Origin of the sequence: Bradyrhizobium iriomotense (genome assembly GCF_030160715.1) — a bacterium.
GTDB classification, from domain to species: domain Bacteria; phylum Pseudomonadota; class Alphaproteobacteria; order Rhizobiales; family Xanthobacteraceae; genus Bradyrhizobium; species Bradyrhizobium iriomotense.
In genome coordinates, this window is record NZ_BSOW01000031.1 from 80,931 (window position 1) to 98,620 (window position 17,690).

Below are 17,690 nucleotides of genomic sequence, written 5' to 3' on the forward strand. Positions count from 1 at the left end.
CCCTCGCCATGATTATCAGGTGACCATGACGCTGATCGACCTCGCCAACCCCTCGCGGTTCCTTGCGCTGACGGCGCGCGTGCTGCCGTGGCTTGCGGGGGCGACCGTGATCCTGCTCGCAATCGGCCTCTACCAATCGGCATTCGCGCCCGACGATTATCAGCAGGGCGCCACCGTGAAGATCATGTTCATCCACGTGCCCAATGCGTGGCTGTCGATGTTCGTCTGGGGCGTGATGAGCGTGGCCTCGCTCGGCACGCTGGTGTGGCGGCATCCGCTCGCCGACGTCGCGGCGAAAGCGGCGGCTCCCATCGGCGCCGCCTTCACCTTCCTCGCGCTGCTCACCGGCTCGCTATGGGGCCGGCCGATGTGGGGCACCTATTGGGAATGGGACGCGCGGCTAACCTCGGTGCTGATCCTGTTCCTGATGTATCTCGGCCTGATGGCGCTGTGGCGCGCGGTGGAAGATCCCTCGCGCGCGGCGCGTGCCGCGGCGGTGCTGACGCTGGTCGGCGCGATCAATCTGCCGATCATCAAGTTCTCGGTCGACTGGTGGAACACGTTGCATCAGCCGGCCTCGGTGATGCGCATGGGCGGCTCGACGCTCGACAAGTCGTTCCTGATTCCGCTCCTCGTGATGGCGATCGCCTTCACGCTGCTGTTCGTGACGCTGCACCTGGCGGCGATGCGCAACGAGATCCTGCGCCGTCGTGTCCGCTCCCTGCAAATGATGCAGGCGAGCCGTATCGCGTTTTCGAGCGAAATGGGCGCCGGTTCGCGCGAAGAAAACGCGTCAAAAGAAGCTGGAGCCGCATAACATGTCGCTCGGCCCGTACGCGTCCTTCATCGTGACGTCCTATCTCGCCGCAGCCATCGTGGTGGCGATCCTGATCGGCTGGATCATGATCGACTATCGCAGCCAGACAGAGCGCCTGCGCGAGCTCGACAAGAGCGGCGTCACCCGCCGCTCGGGCCGCAGCGCAACGGAGCTGCGATGAGCGAGCACTCGACCTCCGCCACGCCGTCGCGCGGCACCTTCCTGGTGGTGCTGCCGTTGATCGCCTTCATCGGCCTTGCGCTGCTGTTCTGGTTCCGGCTCGGCAGCGGCGATCCCTCGCGCATTCCCTCGGCGTTGATCGGCCGGCCTGCGCCGCAGACCACGCTGCCGCAGCTCGATGGCCTGCAAAACAATGGCGCGCAGGTGCCGGGACTCGACCCGGCCGCCTTCATGGGCAAGGTCAGCCTGGTCAATGTCTGGGCATCCTGGTGCGTGCCCTGTCATGACGAGGCGCCGCTATTGACCGAGCTCGCCAAGGACAAGCGCTTCCAGCTCGTCGGCATCAACTACAAGGATACGCCCGACAATGCGCGGCGCTTCCTCGGCCGCTATGGCAATCCGTTCGGCCTCGTCGGCGCTGATGCCAACGGCCGCGCCTCGATCGAATGGGGCGTCTACGGCGTGCCGGAAACCTTCGTCGTCGGACGCGAAGGCAAGATCGCCTACAAGCTGGTCGGCCCGATCACGCCGGAGAATTTGCAGACCGTGCTGCTGCCGCAGCTCGAGAAGGCGTTGAAGGCGGGAAGCTGACGCCACTCTCCGTGCCCCGGACGCAGCGCGTAAGCGGTGCGCTGCAGAGCCGGGGCCCATGTCGAGATGGATCGCGGGCTCCTGGGTCCCGGCTCGCGCTTCGCGCGTCCGGGACACGAGACAATCACCCCTTCCTTACATCCCCCGCTTCGGCCTCGCTCGCTTCCAGCGATGCCGGCGCGATGTGATAGCGCTTGGTCAGCGGCATCTGCGCGATGGCGAAGATCATCGTCAGCGGCGTCACGCCAAAGACCTTGAAGTTGACCCAGAAATCCGTGCTCTGGGTGCGCCAGACGATCTCGTTCAAGACCGCCATGCCGGCGAAGAACAGCGCCCAGCGGAAGGTGAGAATGCGCCAGCCCTGCGGCGTCAGATTGAACATCTGGTCGAACATGATGGCGATGAAGGAGCGGCCGAACAACAGCCCGCCGCCGAGCACCGCCGCGAACAGGGCGTAGATGATGGTCGGCTTGACCTTGATGAAGGTCTCGTCGTGCAGCACCAGCGTCAGGGTACCGAACACCAGCACGATCACGCCGGTGACCAGCGCCATGATCGGCACGTGGCGCGTCACCACATAGGAGGCGATCATCGCCGCCACGATCGCGACCATGAAGGCGCCGGTCGCAGCGAACAGGTTGAACCTCGAATTCACGAAGAAAAACACGAGCAGCGGGCCGAGCTCGGTTGCCAGCTTGAACAGCGGATGCGGCTGGGTCTTGTCCATTACCTGACCTTTGTTGCCGTCATCTCCCGCGAATGCGGGGGATCCAGTATTCCGAGGCGCCTGTGTTCCATAACCAGCGGCGCGGCGTACGGGATGCACCGCCTGCGCGGGGCATGACGAAATAAACCTACGATTCGATTCCGGCGATCGCGCGGGCGAAGTCGCGCGCGGTGAACGGCGCGAGATCGTCGACGCCTTCGCCGACGCCGATGAAATGCACCGGCAGTTTGAACTTTTCGGCAAGCGCCACCAGAATGCCGCCGCGCGCGGTGCCGTCGAGCTTTGTCATCACGAGGCCCGTAACGCCGGCCGTGCGGTGGAACGCCTCGACCTGCGACAGCGCGTTCTGCCCGACGGTGGCGTCCAGCACCAGGAGCACCGCATGCGGCGCTGACGCATCCACTTTCCGGATCACGCGCACGACCTTCTCGAGCTCGTTCATCAGCTCGGACTTGTTCTGCAACCGGCCCGCGGTATCGATCAGGAGCACGTCGATTTTCTGCTCCGTCGCCGCCGTCAGCGCGTTGAAGGCGAGGCTCGCCGAATCCGAGCCTTGCGCGCCGGCAACGACGGGCGTCTTCGTGCGCTCGCCCCAGACCTTCAATTGCTCGATGGCTGCTGCGCGAAAAGTGTCGCCGGCGGCAAGCATCACCTTGCGGCCTTCGGAGGCGAATTTTTGCGAGAGCTTGCCGATGGTTGTGGTCTTGCCGGAGCCGTTGACGCCGACGACGAGGATGACGAAGGGCTGTTTCGCCGCATCGACCTCGAGCGCCTTGGCGACCGGGACCAGCACCTTCTCGACCTCGGTGGCGACGACGTCCTTCACCTCGTCCGCCGAGATCGCCTTGTCGTAGCGTCCCGCGCCGACGGCGTCCGCGATGCGCACCGAAACCTCGGTGCCGAGATCGGCGCGCAGCAGCACGTCCTCGATGTCGTCGAGCATGGCGCGGTCGAGCTTGCGCTTGGTGACGAGGTCGGCGACCGCGGTCCCGAGCGAGGACGACGTGCGCTTCAGCCCGTTGGACAGGCGTCGCCACCAGCTCAGTTTGGGGGTGTCGGAGGTATCGTTCATGGTGCTCGTGCCGCCGATTTGAAGTTCCTACTCTCTTGCCGCAAGTTCGGTTAGGAACTTCAAATCGAAGAGCGGCACGAGAAAACTATGTTGCCAGTGCGGCTTTGGATTTGGCATTCGCTTCGCGTTTCGCGGCGATTGCTGAGCGAATGCCAAATCCACCGCACTGGTGTGTTAGCCGTTCCGGCTCGCAAACGAAAGTCTTGAACGAAAGTCCTGATATTGCTCGATGTTCCCGAGTTGACGGCGGATGAAATCCTGGCGCGCGTGCTCCATCGCGACGGGCTGATGCTGGTGATCGACAAGCCGGCGGGCCTTCCGGTCCATCGCGGCCCCAAGGGCGGCGCCAACCTGGAGGCATCCTTCGACGCCCTCCGTTTCGGCCTGCCGCGGCCGCCGGTGCTCGCCCACCGTCTGGACAAGGACACCTCCGGCTGCCTCGTGCTTGGGCGCCATCGCAAGGCCACTGCATCGCTCGGCCTGCTGTTCAAGCACGGCAAGATCGGCAAGACCTATTGGGCCGTGGTCGAGGGCGGGCCTGCCGAGGACGAAGGCACGATCGACTTAGCCCTCGGCCGCCTCAATGCCGAGCGCGGCTGGTGGCAGAAGCCGGACCCGGAAGGCCAGAAGGCGATCACCAACTGGAAGGTGATGGGCCGGGGCGCGGGCCTGACCTGGCTCGCCATGGAACCGGTCACCGGCCGCACCCATCAATTGCGGGTGCATTGCGCCGCCAAGGGCTGGCCCATCGTCGGCGACAACATCTACGGCAACGGCCCGCGCTTCGGCGAGCCGCGGCTGCACCTGCACTCGCGCGAGATCGTGGTGCCGATCTCCCGCAATAAGGAGCCGGTGCGCGTGGTCGCACCTGCGCCGCCGCACATGCAGGAGCGGCTGAGGGCCTCCGGCTGGAACGGGGAATAGGCGCCGCTGTCCTCCCCCGCAAGCGGGGGAGGGAGCGCAGCTCCTCCGCGGCGGCATCTCGGCGAAGCGACGGCCTCCCATGGTTTACGAAACGTTCAGTGCTCGCCTCTAATGATAGCGGTTGCTTAGAACAAGCTTCTTTCGAACCGGCTCAGGACGAGCAACGCTTCATGCCGCAGGCCCAGCCATCGATCATCGACGAAGTCGAAGGTGCGATTCGCGCCGGGTCGGACGAGAAGCGCCTGGAAACGGCGCGACGTGTCACCGACCTGTTCCTGTCCTCCGCCGGCAGCTTCAATGACGAGCAGATCGCGCTGTTCGACGACGTGCTCGAGCGGCTGATCAAGACCATCGAGCTGCGTTCGATCGCCGATATGGGCGCGCGTGTCGCGCTCGCTGAGATCAGCGCGCAGCTTGCTCCGATCGCCCAGGCGCCGCCGTCCGTGATCCGCCGCCTCGCCGGGCATGACGAGATCAGGATCGCCGGCCCGGTGCTTCAGGAATCCGCGCGCCTCGACGAGACCGAATTGCTCAACATCGCGGCCAGCAAGGGCGAGCAGCATCTGCTCTCGGTCGCCGGCCGCTGGTGGCTGAAGGAAATCGTCACCGACGCGCTTCTGGCGCGTCGCTATCCGAGCGTCAGCCGGCGGCTTGCTTCAAATCCCGGCGCCCGGTTTTCGGCAAGCGGCTTTGCCGTCATCGTCGGACAGGCCGAGCAGGATCCCGAACTGACCGTGAGCGTCGGCGTGCGCGTCGATCTACCGTCGGATCTGCGCCGTCAATTGCTGCGCTCGGCGACCGACGCCGTTCGCACGCGCCTGTTGTCACGCGCCCCGCCGCATCTGTTCGAGGAGATCCAGAACGCCATCGCGACGGTCGCCACCGGCGTCGATCGGGAGATGTCGGGCATCCGCGATTTCGAGGGCGCCAAGCGCGCCATCGCGAAGCTCAAGACCGCCGGTCAGCTCAACGAGGCGACACTATACGGCTTTGCCAGACAGCGGCGCTATGAAGAGACCGTCGCAGCGCTGGCGGCACTCGCTGAATCGACTTACGAGGTCATCCGCCCCCTGATGCAGAGCCTGCGCGACGACGGCCTGCTCGTGCCCTGCCGCGCCGCCCTTCTGAGCTGGGAAACGACCAGCGCCGTGCTCGAAAGCCGCTACGCCACCGGCACGATGAAGCCCGCCGACCTCGCCAAGGCCAAAGGCCATTTTGCAAGGATGACGCCGGAGAATGCGCGGCGCACGCTGCGCTTTTGGCAGGTGCGGGCGTCGTAGGGGCTACATACATGCGGGCATGCCTTGTCCACATCCCCGGTGTCGTCCCGGCGAAGGCCGGGACCCAAAACCACAGGGAGAAGTTTGGCGAAGATTTTCAGTAGCTCAGCTTCACCGGGACTAGCACCGCGCGCGACGGATAGATCACGCGGTATGGGTCCCGGCCTTCGTCGGGACGACATTTGGGACGCAGCGCCACGCAACTCACGGCGACCGTGTCACGCCGTCAGCCGCGCGCCATCCTCACCGCCGATCCTGACCGACACCACACTCCCCACATCCGCACCCGCGATCGCAACCGGCAGATAATGCTCCGTGCGGCCCTGGGTGTCGCTTTCGATCAGCACGTCGCGGGTCGCGCCGACCTCGGTCTGTAGCCGCCGCCGCAACGCCGCTTCACCTGCCGCCCGCAACCGCTTCGCGCGATCCTTGATCACTGCGCCTGCGACCTGCGGCATTCGCGCGGCTGGCGTACCGGGGCGTGGGGAATAGGGGAAGACGTGGAGGAAAATGAGGCCGCATTCCTCAACGAGATCGCACGAGCGCGCGAACATCTCTTCCGTCTCGGTCGGGAAGCCCGCGATGATGTCGGCGCCGAGCGCGATGTCGGGCCGTAGGCGGCGAACCTGTTCGCAGAACGCAATCGCATCAACGCGCGAATGCCGCCGCTTCATCCGCTTCAGAATCATGTCATCGCCGGATTGCAGCGACAGATGCAGATGCGGCATCAGCCGCGCATCGTCGGCGATGGCGTCGAGCAGATCGCTATCTGCCTCGATCGAATCGATCGACGAGATACGCAGGCGCTTCAGCTCCGGCACATGCCGCAGGATCTGCTTCGTCAGGGTGCCGAGCTTCGGCGCGCCCGGCAGGTCGGCGCCGTAGCTCGTGAGGTCGACGCCGGTCAGCACGATCTCGGCATGACCGCGCCGGGCGAGTGCACGGGCCTGTTCGACCACCGCGCCCATCGGCACCGAGCGCGAATTGCCGCGGCCGAACGGGATGATGCAGAAGGTGCAGCGATGGTCGCAGCCGTTCTGAACCTGCACGAACACGCGCGGCAGGCCGGTAGCAAAGCCGTCGATCAGATGCGGCGCCATCGCCTTCACCGCCATGATGTCGCTGACCGCGATCTTGTCGCTGCTGCCGACATCGAATGCGGCGCGCGCATCGCGCCAGGCTCTGGCGTGCATCTTGTCGTCATTGCCGACGACACGATCGACCTCCGCCATTTGAGCGAACATCTCGCTTTGCGTCTGCGCTGCGCAGCCGGTGACGACGATGCGCGCTTCCGGCCGCTCGCGCTTCAATTTGCGGATCGACTGCCGTGCCTGCGCCACTGCCTCGTTGGTGACCGCGCAGCTATTGATGACGATGGTGTCGGAAAGTCCCGCGCCCTCCGCCTCGCGGCGGATCACCTCGGCCTCGAAGGCGTTGAGACGGCAGCCGAAGGTCAGGACCTCGACGCCCATCAGGCGACCGAGGCGAACAGCGCCGGATCGAAATTGCCCTCATATTCGAAGGTCGCGGTGCCCGTCATCAGCACGTGATCGTCGCGCTCGCGCCATTCGATGCCGAGCTTGCCGCCGGGCAGCGTGATCTCGACGCTGCGGCTCGCGCGCTTCAACCGCGCCGCCGCCACCGCCGTCGCGCAAGCCGCCGAGCCGCAAGCCCTGGTGAGGCCCGCACCCCGCTCCCAGGTGCGGATCGTGATGTGATCGCGATCGACGATGTGGGCGAGCGTGATGTTGGCGCGCTCGGGGAAGATCGGATGATTTTCGAGCAGCGGACCAAAACGACCGAGGTCATAGGCGTTGACGTCGTCGACCCAGAAGATCGCGTGCGGATTGCCCATGCTCACCGCGGACGGCGAATGCAGGATCGGCTTGTCGATCGGCCCGATCTGCAACTCGATGTAACGGGTGTCGCGAAACTCCTCCGCCAGCGGAATATCCTGCCAGCCGAACTTTGGCGGGCCCATGTCGACGGTATAAAGATCGGGGGCCGGTCCCTGCCAGCAGTTCAGAAGCCCCGCTGATGTCTCGAAGGTCGCAGTGGTCTGCCCGGTCTTCTCAAAGATCCGACGCACCACGCAGCGCATGCCGTTGCCGCAGGCGCCGGCCTCCGAGCCGTCATTGTTGTAGATGCGGATGAAGGCCTCGGTGCCGTCGAGCCGCGGCTTGTGGAGCACCATGAGCTGGTCGTAGGGCACGCTCTTCGCGGAGGCCACCGCGCGCGCATCATCCGGCGTGACCGGGGCAGCCGAATCGCGCATGTCGACAACGACGATCTCGTTGCCGATGCCGTTCATCTTGGCAAATGCGTGGTTGGCGAGCGCGCTCATGAAATGTCCTGAATTTCGCCTGCCTTATATGGCGATCATGGGACAGTTGGCCAGTCATTTGCCGCGCTTGCCCTATGACGCATCTGTCATGGGACGAATTTGGCCCATGCGTGTTAGATAGGCGCGCTCGCGCGAACCGGGACGCGCGCGTGGTGCAAGAATGCGGGCAGGGGCCTCTGAAAGTGCCTTGGCCTTAAGTGTGTTGGGGAGACACGTAATGACTAGCTTTTTCCGTTCTTTTTTGGCTGCGGTGATCCCGGCGGCGGCCATTTCACTCTGCCTCTCCGGCGCGTTCGCCCAATCGCCCACCCCGGCTCCGGCCACGTCCGCAAACCCCTCGCCGGCGCCGTCAACCTCGCCCTCCCCGGCCGCCAGCGCCTCGCCCTCACCGGCAACGTCCCCATCGCCGGCTCCGGCGGCCAGCGCCTCCCCCTCGGCCAGCCCGGCGGCGCCTCCGGCCGCAGCCGCGCCGCCGCCCGCCGCTGGTGCCCCCGTGCAGACCGCCGACCCCTTCGGGCTCGAGACGACGCTGGAACCGAAGAAGGTCGTGATGGCCAAGGGCAGCGCCAACTGGGATTCCGCCTTCGATACGCTGATTGATTCGTTCAAGGCGCTGAACGCGCTTCTCGACAAGCAGGGCATCAAGCCCGCAGGCAATCCGATGATCGTCTACACCTCGACCGACGACACCGGCTTCACCTTCCTCGCCGAGATCCCGGTCGATCAGGATCCGAAAAACCTGGCCAAGGACATGAGCATCGGCAAGTCGCCGGAGGGCAAGGCGCTGAAGTTCGTCCATCGCGGCTCCTACGACAACATGGACAACACCTATGAGGCGATCACCAATCACCTCGACGACAAGAAGCTGGAAGCCAAGGACACCTTCATCGAGGAGTACCTCACCGATCCCCTGAAGACGGCGGAGGACAAGCTCGTGATCAACGTCTACGTGCCGCTGAAGTGAGCGTGATGAAGAGCCCCGCGATCATCGCCGCTATCTTCGCCACCGCGCTTGGCGCAACGCCCTTTTGCGCGCCCCTTGCGCTTGCCGACGATTTTCCGTCGGCGGTCTCGGTGAGCGGCGAGGCGAGCGTGTCGGCGGCGCCTGATCTCGCGCAGATCGACGCCGGCGTCGCAAATGACGCGAAGACTGCGAAAGAGGCCTCCGACGCCAACAACGCGGCGATGGGCAAGGTGCTGCTGGCCTTGAAGGGCGCAGGCATCGACGAGAAGGACTATCAGACCTCGCGCCTGTCGCTGCAGCCGCAATATGCGACCTCGTCCAAGACGTCGGAGCGCGCAACCAGCATCGTCAGCTTCCGCGCCAGCAACCGCGTCACCGTCAAGATCCGCGACGTGACCAAGGTGGCCAGCGTGATCGACACGCTGGTCGGCGCCGGCGCCAATGATGTCGGCAACATTTCCTTCGAGGTCACGCAAGCCTCGAAACTGCTCGACGGTGCCCGCGAGCAGGCGCTCGCCGACGCCCGCCGCAAGGCCGAGATCTACGCCAAGGCCGCCGGCGTCACGCTCGGCGCACCCCTCAGCATCTCCGAAGGCGGCGGCCCGATGCCGCTGTTCAAGGGCCGCATCGCCGCTGCGCCAATGGCCGCAGCGCCGGCACAGGTCGCTCCCGGCGAGGAGACGCTGTCGGTGACGGTAAATGTGAGCTGGGCAATCAAGCCGAAAGAGCAATAGCTCTCGTGTCCCGGACGCGCTGCGGCACGCAGTGACGCAGTGCAGAGCCGGGACCCACGCGCTGCCATCTGGGCCCCGGCTCAGCAGCGCATCACTGGCGTGCTGCGCTGCGTCCGGGGCACGAACCCGCTGACTGGATGCTAAATCTCCACCACCTGCCCCGGCTTCAGCGCCAGGAACCGCTCGCGCGGGATGTTCGCTGCATCCAGGGCTTCGAGCAGCGCCATGGCCGGTGCGTCGATGGCCTCATCGGTGAGCTGGAACGTGCCGTGGTGATGCGCCAGCGCGGCCTCTGCGCCGCAGTCCAATAGCGCCTTCACGGCGTCTTCCGGATTCATGTGCTGCTCGCGCATGAACCAGCGCGGCTCGTAGGCGCCGATCGGCAGGATCGCGAGCCTTAAAGGTCCATGCGCCTCGCCGACGCGGCGGAAATGCGTGCCTTCGCCATAGCCGGAATCGCAGACGACGTAGATCTTCCCCGCCGGCGTCTCCAGCACGAAGCTCGCCCACAACGCCCTGTTACGATCGAACAGGCTGCGCGCCGACCAGTGCCGCGTCGGCACGAGATGCACGGCAATGCCGCCGCCGAGCTCGACGCGGTCGTGCCAGTCGAACGCCTCGGCGCGGATCGCGCCGTCGCGCTCACGCATGGTGAGATCATTGCCGAGCGGCGTGATGACGCGCGGGGCAAAGTTCTTGGCGAGCCGCGACAGCGTGGTGATGTCAAGATGGTCGTAGTGGCCATGCGAGACCAGCACGGCGTCGATCTTCGGCAGCTTGTCGAAGGCAATGCCGGGATCGTTGTGGCGCTTCGGCCCGGCCCAGCCCACCGGCGAGACCCGCGTTGACCAGACGGGATCGACGAGGACGTTGAGCCCGCCGGCCTGGATCAGCCAGCTCGCGTGCCCGACGAAGGACAGCCGCACCTTGCCGCCATCAACCGCCGCCGGTGGATAATCGGCATAGGGGCTTGGAACCCAGGCCGGCCACACCGACCGGTCGCGCTTGCCGCCGAATTGCCAGCGCAAGACCTCGCGGAGCGATTTTGGCGGGACCCCGTCGGGGTCGAAGAATTTTTCGCCGTCGAAATGATCGGACGGCGGGCCGGAATAGGTTTTGGTGGGACGGCGGCTCATTTCGGGGCTCGATTGGCCTCAAAATGGGGAATTCCGCAAGGGTTTGCAGCTGGTGCCGCCCCTCAAAATGCCGGCATTTGGGCCGGTTTCCTTGACTTTTACGGCTTGCGGGGGTTAAAGGCCGGACCACTTCTCGGAAAGGCTTTCTTTTCGACCCGCCGACTGGCCCTGGAGGCCAGAGGTCAACGCCCGACAGCGCGATGCGCCCTCGGGCGCAAAGGTGTTTGGAAGATCGCATTCTTGGCGAGCAGGACAAAGGACGACTTCATTGTTCGACAATCTGTCGGAAAGGCTTGGCGGCATCCTCGATCGTCTGACGGGGCGCGGTGCGCTGACTGAAAAGGACGTCGACGCCGCGATGCGCGAGGTGCGCCGCGCGCTGCTGGAAGCCGACGTTGCGCTCGAAGTGGTACGCAGCTTCACCGAGCGCGTGCGCGAGCAGGCGATCGGCGCCACCGTCGTGAAGTCGGTGACGCCCGGCCAGATGGTGGTCAAGATCGTCCATGACGAGCTGATCAACACGCTCGGCGCCGAAGGTCAGACCATCGACGTGAATTCCGTGCCGCCGGTACCGATCATGATGGTCGGCCTGCAGGGCTCCGGTAAGACAACAACCACTGCGAAGCTCGCCCGCCGCCTCGTCCAGCGCGACAAGCGCAAGGTGCTGATGGCTTCGCTTGACGTCTATCGCCCGGCGGCGATGGAGCAGCTCGCCGTGCTCGGCCGCGATCTCGACATTCCGACGCTACCGATCGTCGCGGGCCAGCAGCCGACGCAGATTGCCAAGCGCGCGCTGGAGGCCGGCAAGCTCGGCGGCTACGACATCGTGCTGCTCGACACCGCAGGCCGCACCACGCTCGACGAAGAGATGATGGCGGAGGCCGCCGCGATCAAGGCTGCCGCCAATCCGCACGAAGTGCTGCTGGTCGCGGATAGCCTCACGGGCCAGGACGCCGTGAACCTCGCACGCTCCTTTGATCAGCGCGTCGGCCTCACCGGCATCGTGCTGACGCGCGTCGACGGCGACGGCCGCGGCGGTGCTGCACTGTCAATGCGCGCGGTCACCGGCAAGCCGATCAAGCTGATCGGCACCGGCGAAAAGACCGACGCGCTGGAAGATTTCCACCCCGACCGTATCGCCGGCCGCATCCTCGGCATGGGCGACGTGGTCTCGCTGGTCGAACGGGCCGCCGCCAATATTGACGCTGAAAAGGCCGCGCGCACCGCCGAGCGGATGCGCAAGGGCCAGTTCGACCTTAACGACATGCGCGAGCAGCTCTCGCAGATGGCGAACATGGGCGGCATCAGCGGGCTGATGGGCATGATGCCCGGCATCTCCAAGATGAAGAACCAGATCGCCGCCGCCGGGATCGACGACAAGATCCTGAAGCGCCAGGTCGCGATCATCGATTCGATGACGCGCGAGGAGCGTCGGCACCCTGACCTGCTCAAGGCGAGCCGCAAGAAGCGCATCGCCGCGGGAAGCGGCCAGAGCGTCGAGCACGTCAACAAGCTGCTCAAGATGCACCGGAACATGGCCGACGTGATGAAGGCCATGGGCTCGGGCAAGCGCGGCCCGCTCGCCGGCATCGCGCAGGCGATGGGCTTTGGCGGCGGCATGAAGATGCCTTCGCCGGAAGAGATGAAGGCGCTGCAGGAGAAGATGCAGAGCGGCGGCGGACAGGGCCTGCCGAATTTGCCGAAGGATCTGCCGCCCGGCCTTCGCAGCGGCCTGCCGAACCTTCCCGGACTGACCGGGCTGAGCGGCAAGCCGACGCTGCCGGGCCTCGGCGGTTTCCCGGGCAAGAAGAAATGAGGAATTCGTCGCGGGGGATCTCAACCGGTCTCGCGCGACGCGGAATACCAATCAACCGAACAAAACGTACTTTGCAAACCGTACTTCGAAGGAGAACTGAATGTCCGTCGTTATCCGCCTCGCCCGCGCAGGCACCAAGAAGCGTCCCGTCTATCACGTCGTCGTCGCCGATTCGCGCTTCCCCCGCGATGGCCGCTTCATCGAGCGTCTCGGCTATTTCAACCCGCTGCTGCCGAAGGACAACGAGACCCGCCTGAAGCTTGACATGGAGAAGGTGAAGTCCTGGCTCGCCAAGGGCGCGCAGCCGTCGGACCGCGTGATGCGTTTCCTCGATGCCGCCGGCGTCAAGAAGCGCGAAGCGCGCAACAACCCCGAGAAGGCCGTGCCGCGCAAGGAGCGCAAGGCGCAGGCCGAAGCCGCCGCGAAGGGCTAAGGCTAGACCATGTCGGCGCTGGTCTGCGTCGCGCGGATCGGCGCCGCGCATGGTGTGCGCGGTGCGGTCAAACTATGGACCTTCACCGAAGATCCGTTTGCCGTGCGCCGCTACGGTCCGCTTCTGGCCAAGGACGGCAAGCGCCAGTTCGAGGTCGCGACGGCGCGCGAGGCGAAAGACCATCTGGTCGCGACGTTCAAGGGCGTCACGACCCGCGATGAGGCCGAACGGCTCAACGGCATCGAGCTCTATGTCGCGCGCGAAAAGCTGCCCGCAACCGACGAGGACGAATATTACCACGCCGATCTGATCGGGCTCGCCGCCGTCACCACGGCCGGCGCTGCACTTGGCCGCGTGCTCGCGATCCATAATTTCGGCGCCGGGGACATCATCGAGATCGCCCCCCCGAAAGGCACGACGCTGCTGCTGCCGTTCTCCAATGCGGTGGTGCCGGAAGTCGACATCAACGGCGGCCGCGTCGTGATCGCGCTGCCGCAGGAGATCGACGGCGAGGACGAGAGCGAAGGTCTCTCCACGAGTCGTCCCGGCGAAGGCCGGGACCCATAACCACAGGCTGTGGTTTTTGGCTAAGCTGATGGCCCCGACCATCGTAAAACTATCTGCGGTGGCTATGGGTCCCGGCCTGCGCCGGGACGACGGATTTCATAGGGCGCAATGACGAACTCCTCACCCTGGCGCGCGACGGTGCTGACGCTGTTTCCGGAGATGTTTCCGGGACCGCTGGGCGTAAGCCTGGCTGGCCGGGCGCTGGCCACGGGTCTCTGGGAGCTCGAGGCGCGGGACATCCGGGCGTCTGCGACCGATCGTCACCGTAGCGTCGACGACACGCCGGCCGGTGGCGGCCCGGGGATGGTGCTGCGGGCGGATGTCCTGGCAGCGGCCATCGATGCCGCCGCGATCGGCGAGGGTCGGCCAAAGCTCCTGATGAGCCCTCGTGGTCGGCCATTGACCCAGGCCCGCGTGATGGAGCTGGCACAGGGCCCCGGTCCCCTGATCGTCTGCGGCCGCTTCGAGGGGATCGACCAGCGGGTGATCGACGCTAGGGGCCTGGAAGAGGTCTCGATCGGCGATTACGTGCTCTCAGGCGGCGAAATCGCCGCCTTGGCGCTGATCGACGCCTGCGTCCGGCTGCTGCCGGGCGTGATGGGAAAAGAGGCTTCGGGAACCGAGGAAAGCTTCTCTGACGGTCTTCTGGAATACCCGCAATACACCCGTCCGCAGCTGTTTGAGGGAGTTCCGATCCCCCAGATCCTCACCTCCGGAGATCACGCCAAGGTTGCGGCTTGGCGGCGGGCCGAATCCGAGGCCCTGACGGCCGCCCGGCGGCCGGATTTGTGGGAAAAAGCCGCGAATCGGGCGATCGGCCAAAAAACGCCAAAAAACACGACAGACGGGTGACAAACGCTCCCGCTTGCCTTATAGGAGCGGCCAAATCCGCAATGGCTGGATAGACGAATTTCGCGCAGCCCCCGTTTCTCAAGGCTGGGCGCGCCGATGGAGATTTACCCATGAACCTGATCAAGCAGCTCGAAAAAGAGCAATTCGACAAGCTCTCCGCCACCAAGGAGATTCCGGAATTCGCCCCCGGCGATACCGTGATCGTCAACGTGAAGGTCGTCGAAGGCGACCGCACCCGCGTGCAGGCCTATGAAGGCGTCTGCATCGGCCGTTCCGGCGGTGGCCTCAATGAGAGCTTCACCGTGCGCAAGATTTCCTACGGCGAGGGTGTCGAGCGCGTGTTCCCGCTGCTCTCCCCGATGATCGACTCGATCAAGGTGGTGCGTCGCGGCAAGGTGCGTCGCGCCAAGCTCTATTATCTGCGCAATCTCCGCGGCAAGTCGGCCCGCATCGTCGAGAAGCAGGACCGCGCGGCTGCCGTCAACGAGTAATCTTCGCAACAGGCAGATCGACAAAAAGCGCGGAGCTCGGCTCCGCGCTTTTTTGTTTGCCGGGCAGCCGGTCTTCGTTCTCATCATTGCGAGCGGAGCGAAGCAATCCAGACTGTCTCAGCGGATGCATCCCTGGATTGCTTCGCTCCGCTCGCAATGACGAACTTGAGGCTCTCGCGATTTCGTCGCGCTATGCTATATACGAATAGAATGTTTCCAGATCTGACCATCTTCGCACCCATCAAGCGCATCGTCATCGACGATCGCTCGCGGCTGCCTGGCCGGTTCTTCGGACGCTTTGCGACCTCGGCAACCTCAGAGCTTAGGCGCGCAGCTTAGAACGCTGCGCTGACGTTTTGTTGCCCCGCGCGTAAGGCGCGCTTTCGCTCACACAATAGTCCCGGAGCTCACGCTCATGTCCAAACCGACCACGCTGTACGACAAGATCTGGAACGACCATCTGGTGCACGAAGCCGAGGATGGCACCTGCCTGCTCTATATCGACCGCCATCTGGTGCACGAAGTCACCTCGCCGCAAGCCTTCGAAGGCCTGCGCGCCACCGGCCGCAAGGTGCACGCGCCGGAGAAGACGCTCGCCGTCGTCGACCACAACGTGCCGACCACCGATCGCACCAAGCCGAACCCGGATCCCGAAAGCATCGAGCAGATCAAGGCGCTCGCCGAGAACGCCAAGGAATTCGGCATCGAATATTACAACGAGTTCGACAAGCGCCAGGGCATCGTCCACGTGATCGGCCCCGAGCAGGGCTTTACGCTGCCCGGCACCACCATCGTCTGCGGTGACAGCCACACCTCGACGCATGGCGCATTCGGCGCGCTCGCGCACGGCATCGGCACGAGCGAGGTCGAGCACGTGCTGGCGACGCAGACGCTGATCCAGAAGAAGGCCAAGAACATGCGCGTCACCGTCGACGGCAAATTGCCGGAGGGCGTGACGGGCAAGGACATCATCCTCGCCATCATCGGCGAGATCGGCACCGCAGGCGGCACCGGCTACGTGCTGGAATATGCCGGCGATGCGATCCGCGCGCTCAGCATGGAAGGCCGCATGACGGTCTGCAACATGTCGATCGAAGGCGGCGCACGCGCCGGCCTAGTCGCCCCCGATCAGAAGGCGTTCGACTTCTTGCGCGGCCGTCCGAAAGCGCCGCAGGGCGCCGCTTGGGACGCAGCGATGCGCTATTGGGAGAAGTTGCGCTCCGACGACGGCGCGCATTTCGACCACGAGCTGCGGCTGGATGCAGCCAAGCTGCCGCCGATCGTGACCTGGGGCACCAGCCCTGAGGACGTCATCTCGGTAACCGGCCTCGTGCCGGACCCGGACAAGATCGAGGATGAGGCCAAGCGCCTCTCTAAGCATCGCGCGCTGAAATATATGGGCCTGACCGCGGGCACGAAGATCACCGACATCAAGCTCGATCGCGTCTTCATCGGCTCCTGCACCAACGGCCGCATCGAGGACCTGCGGGCTGCTGCGAAGATCGCCGAGGGCAAGACCGTCAGCGCTCACGTCAACGCCATGGTCGTGCCGGGCTCCGGCATCGTGAAGGAGCAGGCGGAAGCGGAGGGTCTGGACAAGATCTTCGTCAAAGCCGGCTTCGAATGGCGCGAGCCGGGCTGCTCGATGTGCCTCGCCATGAACCCCGACAAGCTCAAGCCGGAAGAGCGCTGCGCCTCGACCTCGAACCGCAATTTCGAGGGCCGCCAAGGCTTCAAGGGCCGCACGCACCTCGTCTCGCCGGCGATGGCGGCGGCGGCGGCGATTGCGGGGCACTTCGTTGACGTCAGGGATTGGCGCTGAGCCACTCCCGCGCAATTCTAACGATCAAGGCAAGCGTGCCTTAAGCGGCATGCCGCAAGACTTCATCCTCGCGACGAGTTCGCGAGGATGAAGAGGCGATGGCCAACAAGCCTGAATATGTCGATCTCATCAGCGATGCGACGCGCCAACATCGCCGGCGCGCGGCGCCGTTGCGCGTCGTCGCCAAGCCCGAGGTCGAGGAGACCTCGCGCCTCAGCCGCTGGCCGCCGGCGATGTTTCGGCAATGGAAGCTCGACAATCTGATGCGCTGGAAGTCTGCATCCTGGAAGCTCAGGGATTGGCTCTGAGCTGACGTAGCGCAAGCCAAGGGCGCCTCGCGGGCGCCCTTTTCGTTTCAGCCGTTGCGCCTCACATCACCAATAGCGGTACGGCCGGTGCCAATGGTGCCAGCGATGCCAATGGTGCCAGCGGCAGACGCGGCGCGGGCCCCAATGGGTCCAGATCACCCGACAGCGGCGCGGATAGCTGTAATAGGGATAGTAGCCGCCGTAATAGTAGCGCCGATGGAAGTGGCGATAACCGTAATAGGGACGATAGCCCAAATGACGGTGATAGCCGCCGTAACGGACGCCGCCATAACGATAGCCGCCGCCGTGAAAGGCTGGCGCGGCACGAAAGCCACCACCGTGGAAGCCACCGAAACGCGCTCCACCACCGCCGTGAAAGCCACCACCGCCGTGAAAGCCTCCGCCACCGTGAAAACCTCCACCACCACGGAAGCCGCCCCCACCACCACCGTGACGGACCTGCGTGACCATGTCGTCGGCAGCGGCTTTCGCCGCGGGCGAGGCGACCGGATTGATCAGGGTCAGCGCCTCGGCGCGCTGCGCAGTCCCTGCCGACAGCACCAGCGCTGCCGCGGCCGCAAGCCCGAACAAGCGGATCACGCCTGCCTGGGGATCAAGACTCCTCAGCATCA

20 protein-coding genes are annotated in these 17,690 nt (G+C 65.2%); 14 read left to right on the forward strand and 6 right to left on the reverse strand.

What is annotated here, in order from left to right; translation table 11 throughout:
* Window positions 1–25: 25 nt before the first annotated feature.
* Genes QQL28_RS34475 through QQL28_RS34485 form a run of 3 tightly spaced genes read left to right on the forward strand, consistent with a single transcriptional unit; the run spans window position 26 to window position 1,588 of the window.
* Window positions 26–817, forward strand: coding sequence for a heme ABC transporter permease (locus QQL28_RS34475; RefSeq protein WP_284272950.1), 792 nt, complete (start codon window positions 26–28; stop codon window positions 815–817).
* Window position 818: 1 nt separating this feature from the next.
* Window positions 819–998, forward strand: coding sequence for a heme exporter protein CcmD (ccmD, locus tag QQL28_RS34480; protein WP_284272865.1), 180 nt, complete (start codon window positions 819–821; stop codon window positions 996–998).
* A complete protein-coding gene (locus QQL28_RS34485; protein WP_284272868.1) occupies window positions 995–1,588 on the forward strand; it encodes a DsbE family thiol:disulfide interchange protein in 594 nt (197 codons plus the stop codon). The genes ccmD and QQL28_RS34485 overlap by 4 nt, the downstream gene beginning before the upstream one ends.
* 124 nt (window positions 1,589–1,712) lie before the next feature.
* On the opposite strand, the gene QQL28_RS34490 is transcribed toward QQL28_RS34485, so the two are convergent.
* Entirely contained in the window at window positions 1,713–2,315 is a 603-nt protein-coding gene (locus QQL28_RS34490; protein WP_284272870.1) for a septation protein A, read from the reverse strand.
* 127 nt (window positions 2,316–2,442) lie between these two features.
* Complete coding sequence (gene ftsY, locus QQL28_RS34495) at window positions 2,443–3,387, reverse strand: signal recognition particle-docking protein FtsY (protein ID WP_284272872.1); 945 nt, start codon at window positions 3,385–3,387, stop codon at window positions 2,443–2,445.
* Window positions 3,388–3,609: 222 nt separating this feature from the next.
* Between ftsY and QQL28_RS34500 the strand changes: the two genes are divergently transcribed.
* Together QQL28_RS34500 and QQL28_RS34505 are read left to right on the forward strand one after the other, a co-directional pair.
* Window positions 3,610–4,311, forward strand: a complete 702-nt coding sequence (locus tag QQL28_RS34500; protein ID WP_284272873.1) for an RluA family pseudouridine synthase — start codon at window positions 3,610–3,612, stop codon at window positions 4,309–4,311.
* A gap of 170 nt (window positions 4,312–4,481) precedes the next feature.
* Window positions 4,482–5,591, forward strand: coding sequence for a DUF2336 domain-containing protein (locus tag QQL28_RS34505; RefSeq protein ID WP_284272875.1), 1,110 nt, complete (start codon window positions 4,482–4,484; stop codon window positions 5,589–5,591).
* A gap of 218 nt (window positions 5,592–5,809) precedes the next feature.
* Here the strand turns inward: QQL28_RS34505 and mtaB are convergent, their stop codons facing one another.
* Window positions 5,810–7,063 (reverse strand): tRNA (N(6)-L-threonylcarbamoyladenosine(37)-C(2))-methylthiotransferase MtaB, encoded by a 1,254-nt coding sequence (gene mtaB / locus QQL28_RS34510; RefSeq protein WP_284272878.1) that lies wholly within the window; start codon window positions 7,061–7,063, stop codon window positions 5,810–5,812.
* Window positions 7,063–7,935 (reverse strand): diaminopimelate epimerase, encoded by an 873-nt coding sequence (gene dapF, locus QQL28_RS34515; protein WP_284272879.1) that lies wholly within the window; start codon window positions 7,933–7,935, stop codon window positions 7,063–7,065. The genes mtaB and dapF overlap by 1 nt, the downstream gene beginning before the upstream one ends.
* 217 nt (window positions 7,936–8,152) lie before the next feature.
* Here dapF and QQL28_RS34520 point away from each other — a divergent pair, with 217 nt between their 5' ends.
* Window positions 8,153–8,899, forward strand: coding sequence for a GyrI-like domain-containing protein (locus QQL28_RS34520; protein ID WP_284272880.1), 747 nt, complete (start codon window positions 8,153–8,155; stop codon window positions 8,897–8,899).
* A 5-nt stretch (window positions 8,900–8,904) separates the two neighbouring features.
* Window positions 8,905–9,633, forward strand: a complete 729-nt coding sequence (locus QQL28_RS34525) for an SIMPL domain-containing protein (protein ID WP_284272881.1) — start codon at window positions 8,905–8,907, stop codon at window positions 9,631–9,633.
* A 140-nt stretch (window positions 9,634–9,773) separates the two neighbouring features.
* On the opposite strand, the gene QQL28_RS34530 is transcribed toward QQL28_RS34525, so the two are convergent.
* Window positions 9,774–10,769: an MBL fold metallo-hydrolase gene (locus tag QQL28_RS34530; protein ID WP_284272882.1), complete on the reverse strand. Its 996-nt coding sequence runs from the start codon at window positions 10,767–10,769 to the stop codon at window positions 9,774–9,776.
* 268 nt (window positions 10,770–11,037) lie between these two features.
* Here QQL28_RS34530 and ffh point away from each other — a divergent pair, with 268 nt between their 5' ends.
* The 7 genes from ffh to QQL28_RS34565 all read left to right on the forward strand — a co-directional run bounded on the left by ffh (window position 11,038) and on the right by QQL28_RS34565 (window position 17,058).
* The gene (ffh, locus tag QQL28_RS34535; protein WP_284272883.1) at window positions 11,038–12,585 is read left to right on the forward strand and encodes a signal recognition particle protein; all 1,548 of its coding nucleotides are present in this window, start codon (window positions 11,038–11,040) and stop codon (window positions 12,583–12,585) included.
* Between the two features lie 100 nt (window positions 12,586–12,685).
* Complete coding sequence (gene rpsP / locus QQL28_RS34540; protein WP_063685070.1) at window positions 12,686–13,018, forward strand: 30S ribosomal protein S16; 333 nt, start codon at window positions 12,686–12,688, stop codon at window positions 13,016–13,018.
* A 9-nt stretch (window positions 13,019–13,027) separates the two neighbouring features.
* Window positions 13,028–13,585 carry a ribosome maturation factor RimM gene (gene rimM / locus QQL28_RS34545; protein WP_284272884.1) on the forward strand — a complete coding sequence of 186 codons (558 nt, stop codon included), beginning with the start codon at window positions 13,028–13,030 and terminating at the stop codon, window positions 13,583–13,585.
* Window positions 13,586–13,693: 108 nt separating this feature from the next.
* Window positions 13,694–14,437, forward strand: a complete 744-nt coding sequence (gene trmD / locus QQL28_RS34550; RefSeq protein ID WP_284272885.1) for a tRNA (guanosine(37)-N1)-methyltransferase TrmD — start codon at window positions 13,694–13,696, stop codon at window positions 14,435–14,437.
* A 110-nt stretch (window positions 14,438–14,547) separates the two neighbouring features.
* Window positions 14,548–14,928 carry a 50S ribosomal protein L19 gene (gene rplS / locus QQL28_RS34555; protein ID WP_284272886.1) on the forward strand — a complete coding sequence of 127 codons (381 nt, stop codon included), beginning with the start codon at window positions 14,548–14,550 and terminating at the stop codon, window positions 14,926–14,928.
* A 415-nt stretch (window positions 14,929–15,343) separates the two neighbouring features.
* Window positions 15,344–16,750 carry a 3-isopropylmalate dehydratase large subunit gene (leuC, locus tag QQL28_RS34560; protein ID WP_284272887.1) on the forward strand — a complete coding sequence of 469 codons (1,407 nt, stop codon included), beginning with the start codon at window positions 15,344–15,346 and terminating at the stop codon, window positions 16,748–16,750.
* A gap of 98 nt (window positions 16,751–16,848) precedes the next feature.
* A complete protein-coding gene (locus QQL28_RS34565; RefSeq protein WP_284272888.1) occupies window positions 16,849–17,058 on the forward strand; it encodes a hypothetical protein in 210 nt (69 codons plus the stop codon).
* A gap of 66 nt (window positions 17,059–17,124) precedes the next feature.
* Here the strand turns inward: QQL28_RS34565 and QQL28_RS34570 are convergent, their stop codons facing one another.
* A complete protein-coding gene (locus tag QQL28_RS34570) occupies window positions 17,125–17,688 on the reverse strand; it encodes a hypothetical protein (protein ID WP_284272889.1) in 564 nt (187 codons plus the stop codon).
* Window positions 17,689–17,690 lie beyond the last annotated feature (2 nt).

What these genes read in the sequence shown, in the direction of transcription:
- QQL28_RS34475 (WP_284272950.1), top strand. Translation starts at nt 26, where the DNA reads ATGACGCTGATCGACCTCGCCAACCCCTCGCGGTTCCTTGCGCTGACG.
- ccmD (WP_284272865.1), top strand. Translation starts at nt 819, where the DNA reads ATGTCGCTCGGCCCGTACGCGTCCTTCATCGTGACGTCCTATCTCGCC.
- QQL28_RS34485 (WP_284272868.1), top strand. Translation starts at nt 995, where the DNA reads ATGAGCGAGCACTCGACCTCCGCCACGCCGTCGCGCGGCACCTTCCTG.
- QQL28_RS34490 (WP_284272870.1), bottom strand. Translation starts at nt 2,315, where the DNA reads ATGGACAAGACCCAGCCGCATCCGCTGTTCAAGCTGGCAACCGAGCTC.
- ftsY (WP_284272872.1), bottom strand. Translation starts at nt 3,387, where the DNA reads ATGAACGATACCTCCGACACCCCCAAACTGAGCTGGTGGCGACGCCTG.
- QQL28_RS34505 (WP_284272875.1), top strand. Translation starts at nt 4,482, where the DNA reads ATGCCGCAGGCCCAGCCATCGATCATCGACGAAGTCGAAGGTGCGATT.
- mtaB (WP_284272878.1), bottom strand. Translation starts at nt 7,063, where the DNA reads ATGGGCGTCGAGGTCCTGACCTTCGGCTGCCGTCTCAACGCCTTCGAG.
- dapF (WP_284272879.1), bottom strand. Translation starts at nt 7,935, where the DNA reads ATGAGCGCGCTCGCCAACCACGCATTTGCCAAGATGAACGGCATCGGC.
- QQL28_RS34520 (WP_284272880.1), top strand. Translation starts at nt 8,153, where the DNA reads ATGACTAGCTTTTTCCGTTCTTTTTTGGCTGCGGTGATCCCGGCGGCG.
- QQL28_RS34525 (WP_284272881.1), top strand. Translation starts at nt 8,905, where the DNA reads ATGAAGAGCCCCGCGATCATCGCCGCTATCTTCGCCACCGCGCTTGGC.
- QQL28_RS34530 (WP_284272882.1), bottom strand. Translation starts at nt 10,769, where the DNA reads ATGAGCCGCCGTCCCACCAAAACCTATTCCGGCCCGCCGTCCGATCAT.
- rpsP (WP_063685070.1), top strand. Translation starts at nt 12,686, where the DNA reads ATGTCCGTCGTTATCCGCCTCGCCCGCGCAGGCACCAAGAAGCGTCCC.
- rimM (WP_284272884.1), top strand. Translation starts at nt 13,028, where the DNA reads ATGTCGGCGCTGGTCTGCGTCGCGCGGATCGGCGCCGCGCATGGTGTG.
- trmD (WP_284272885.1), top strand. Translation starts at nt 13,694, where the DNA reads ATGACGAACTCCTCACCCTGGCGCGCGACGGTGCTGACGCTGTTTCCG.
- rplS (WP_284272886.1), top strand. Translation starts at nt 14,548, where the DNA reads ATGAACCTGATCAAGCAGCTCGAAAAAGAGCAATTCGACAAGCTCTCC.
- leuC (WP_284272887.1), top strand. Translation starts at nt 15,344, where the DNA reads ATGTCCAAACCGACCACGCTGTACGACAAGATCTGGAACGACCATCTG.
- QQL28_RS34565 (WP_284272888.1), top strand. Translation starts at nt 16,849, where the DNA reads ATGGCCAACAAGCCTGAATATGTCGATCTCATCAGCGATGCGACGCGC.
- QQL28_RS34570 (WP_284272889.1), bottom strand. Translation starts at nt 17,688, where the DNA reads ATGCTGAGGAGTCTTGATCCCCAGGCAGGCGTGATCCGCTTGTTCGGG.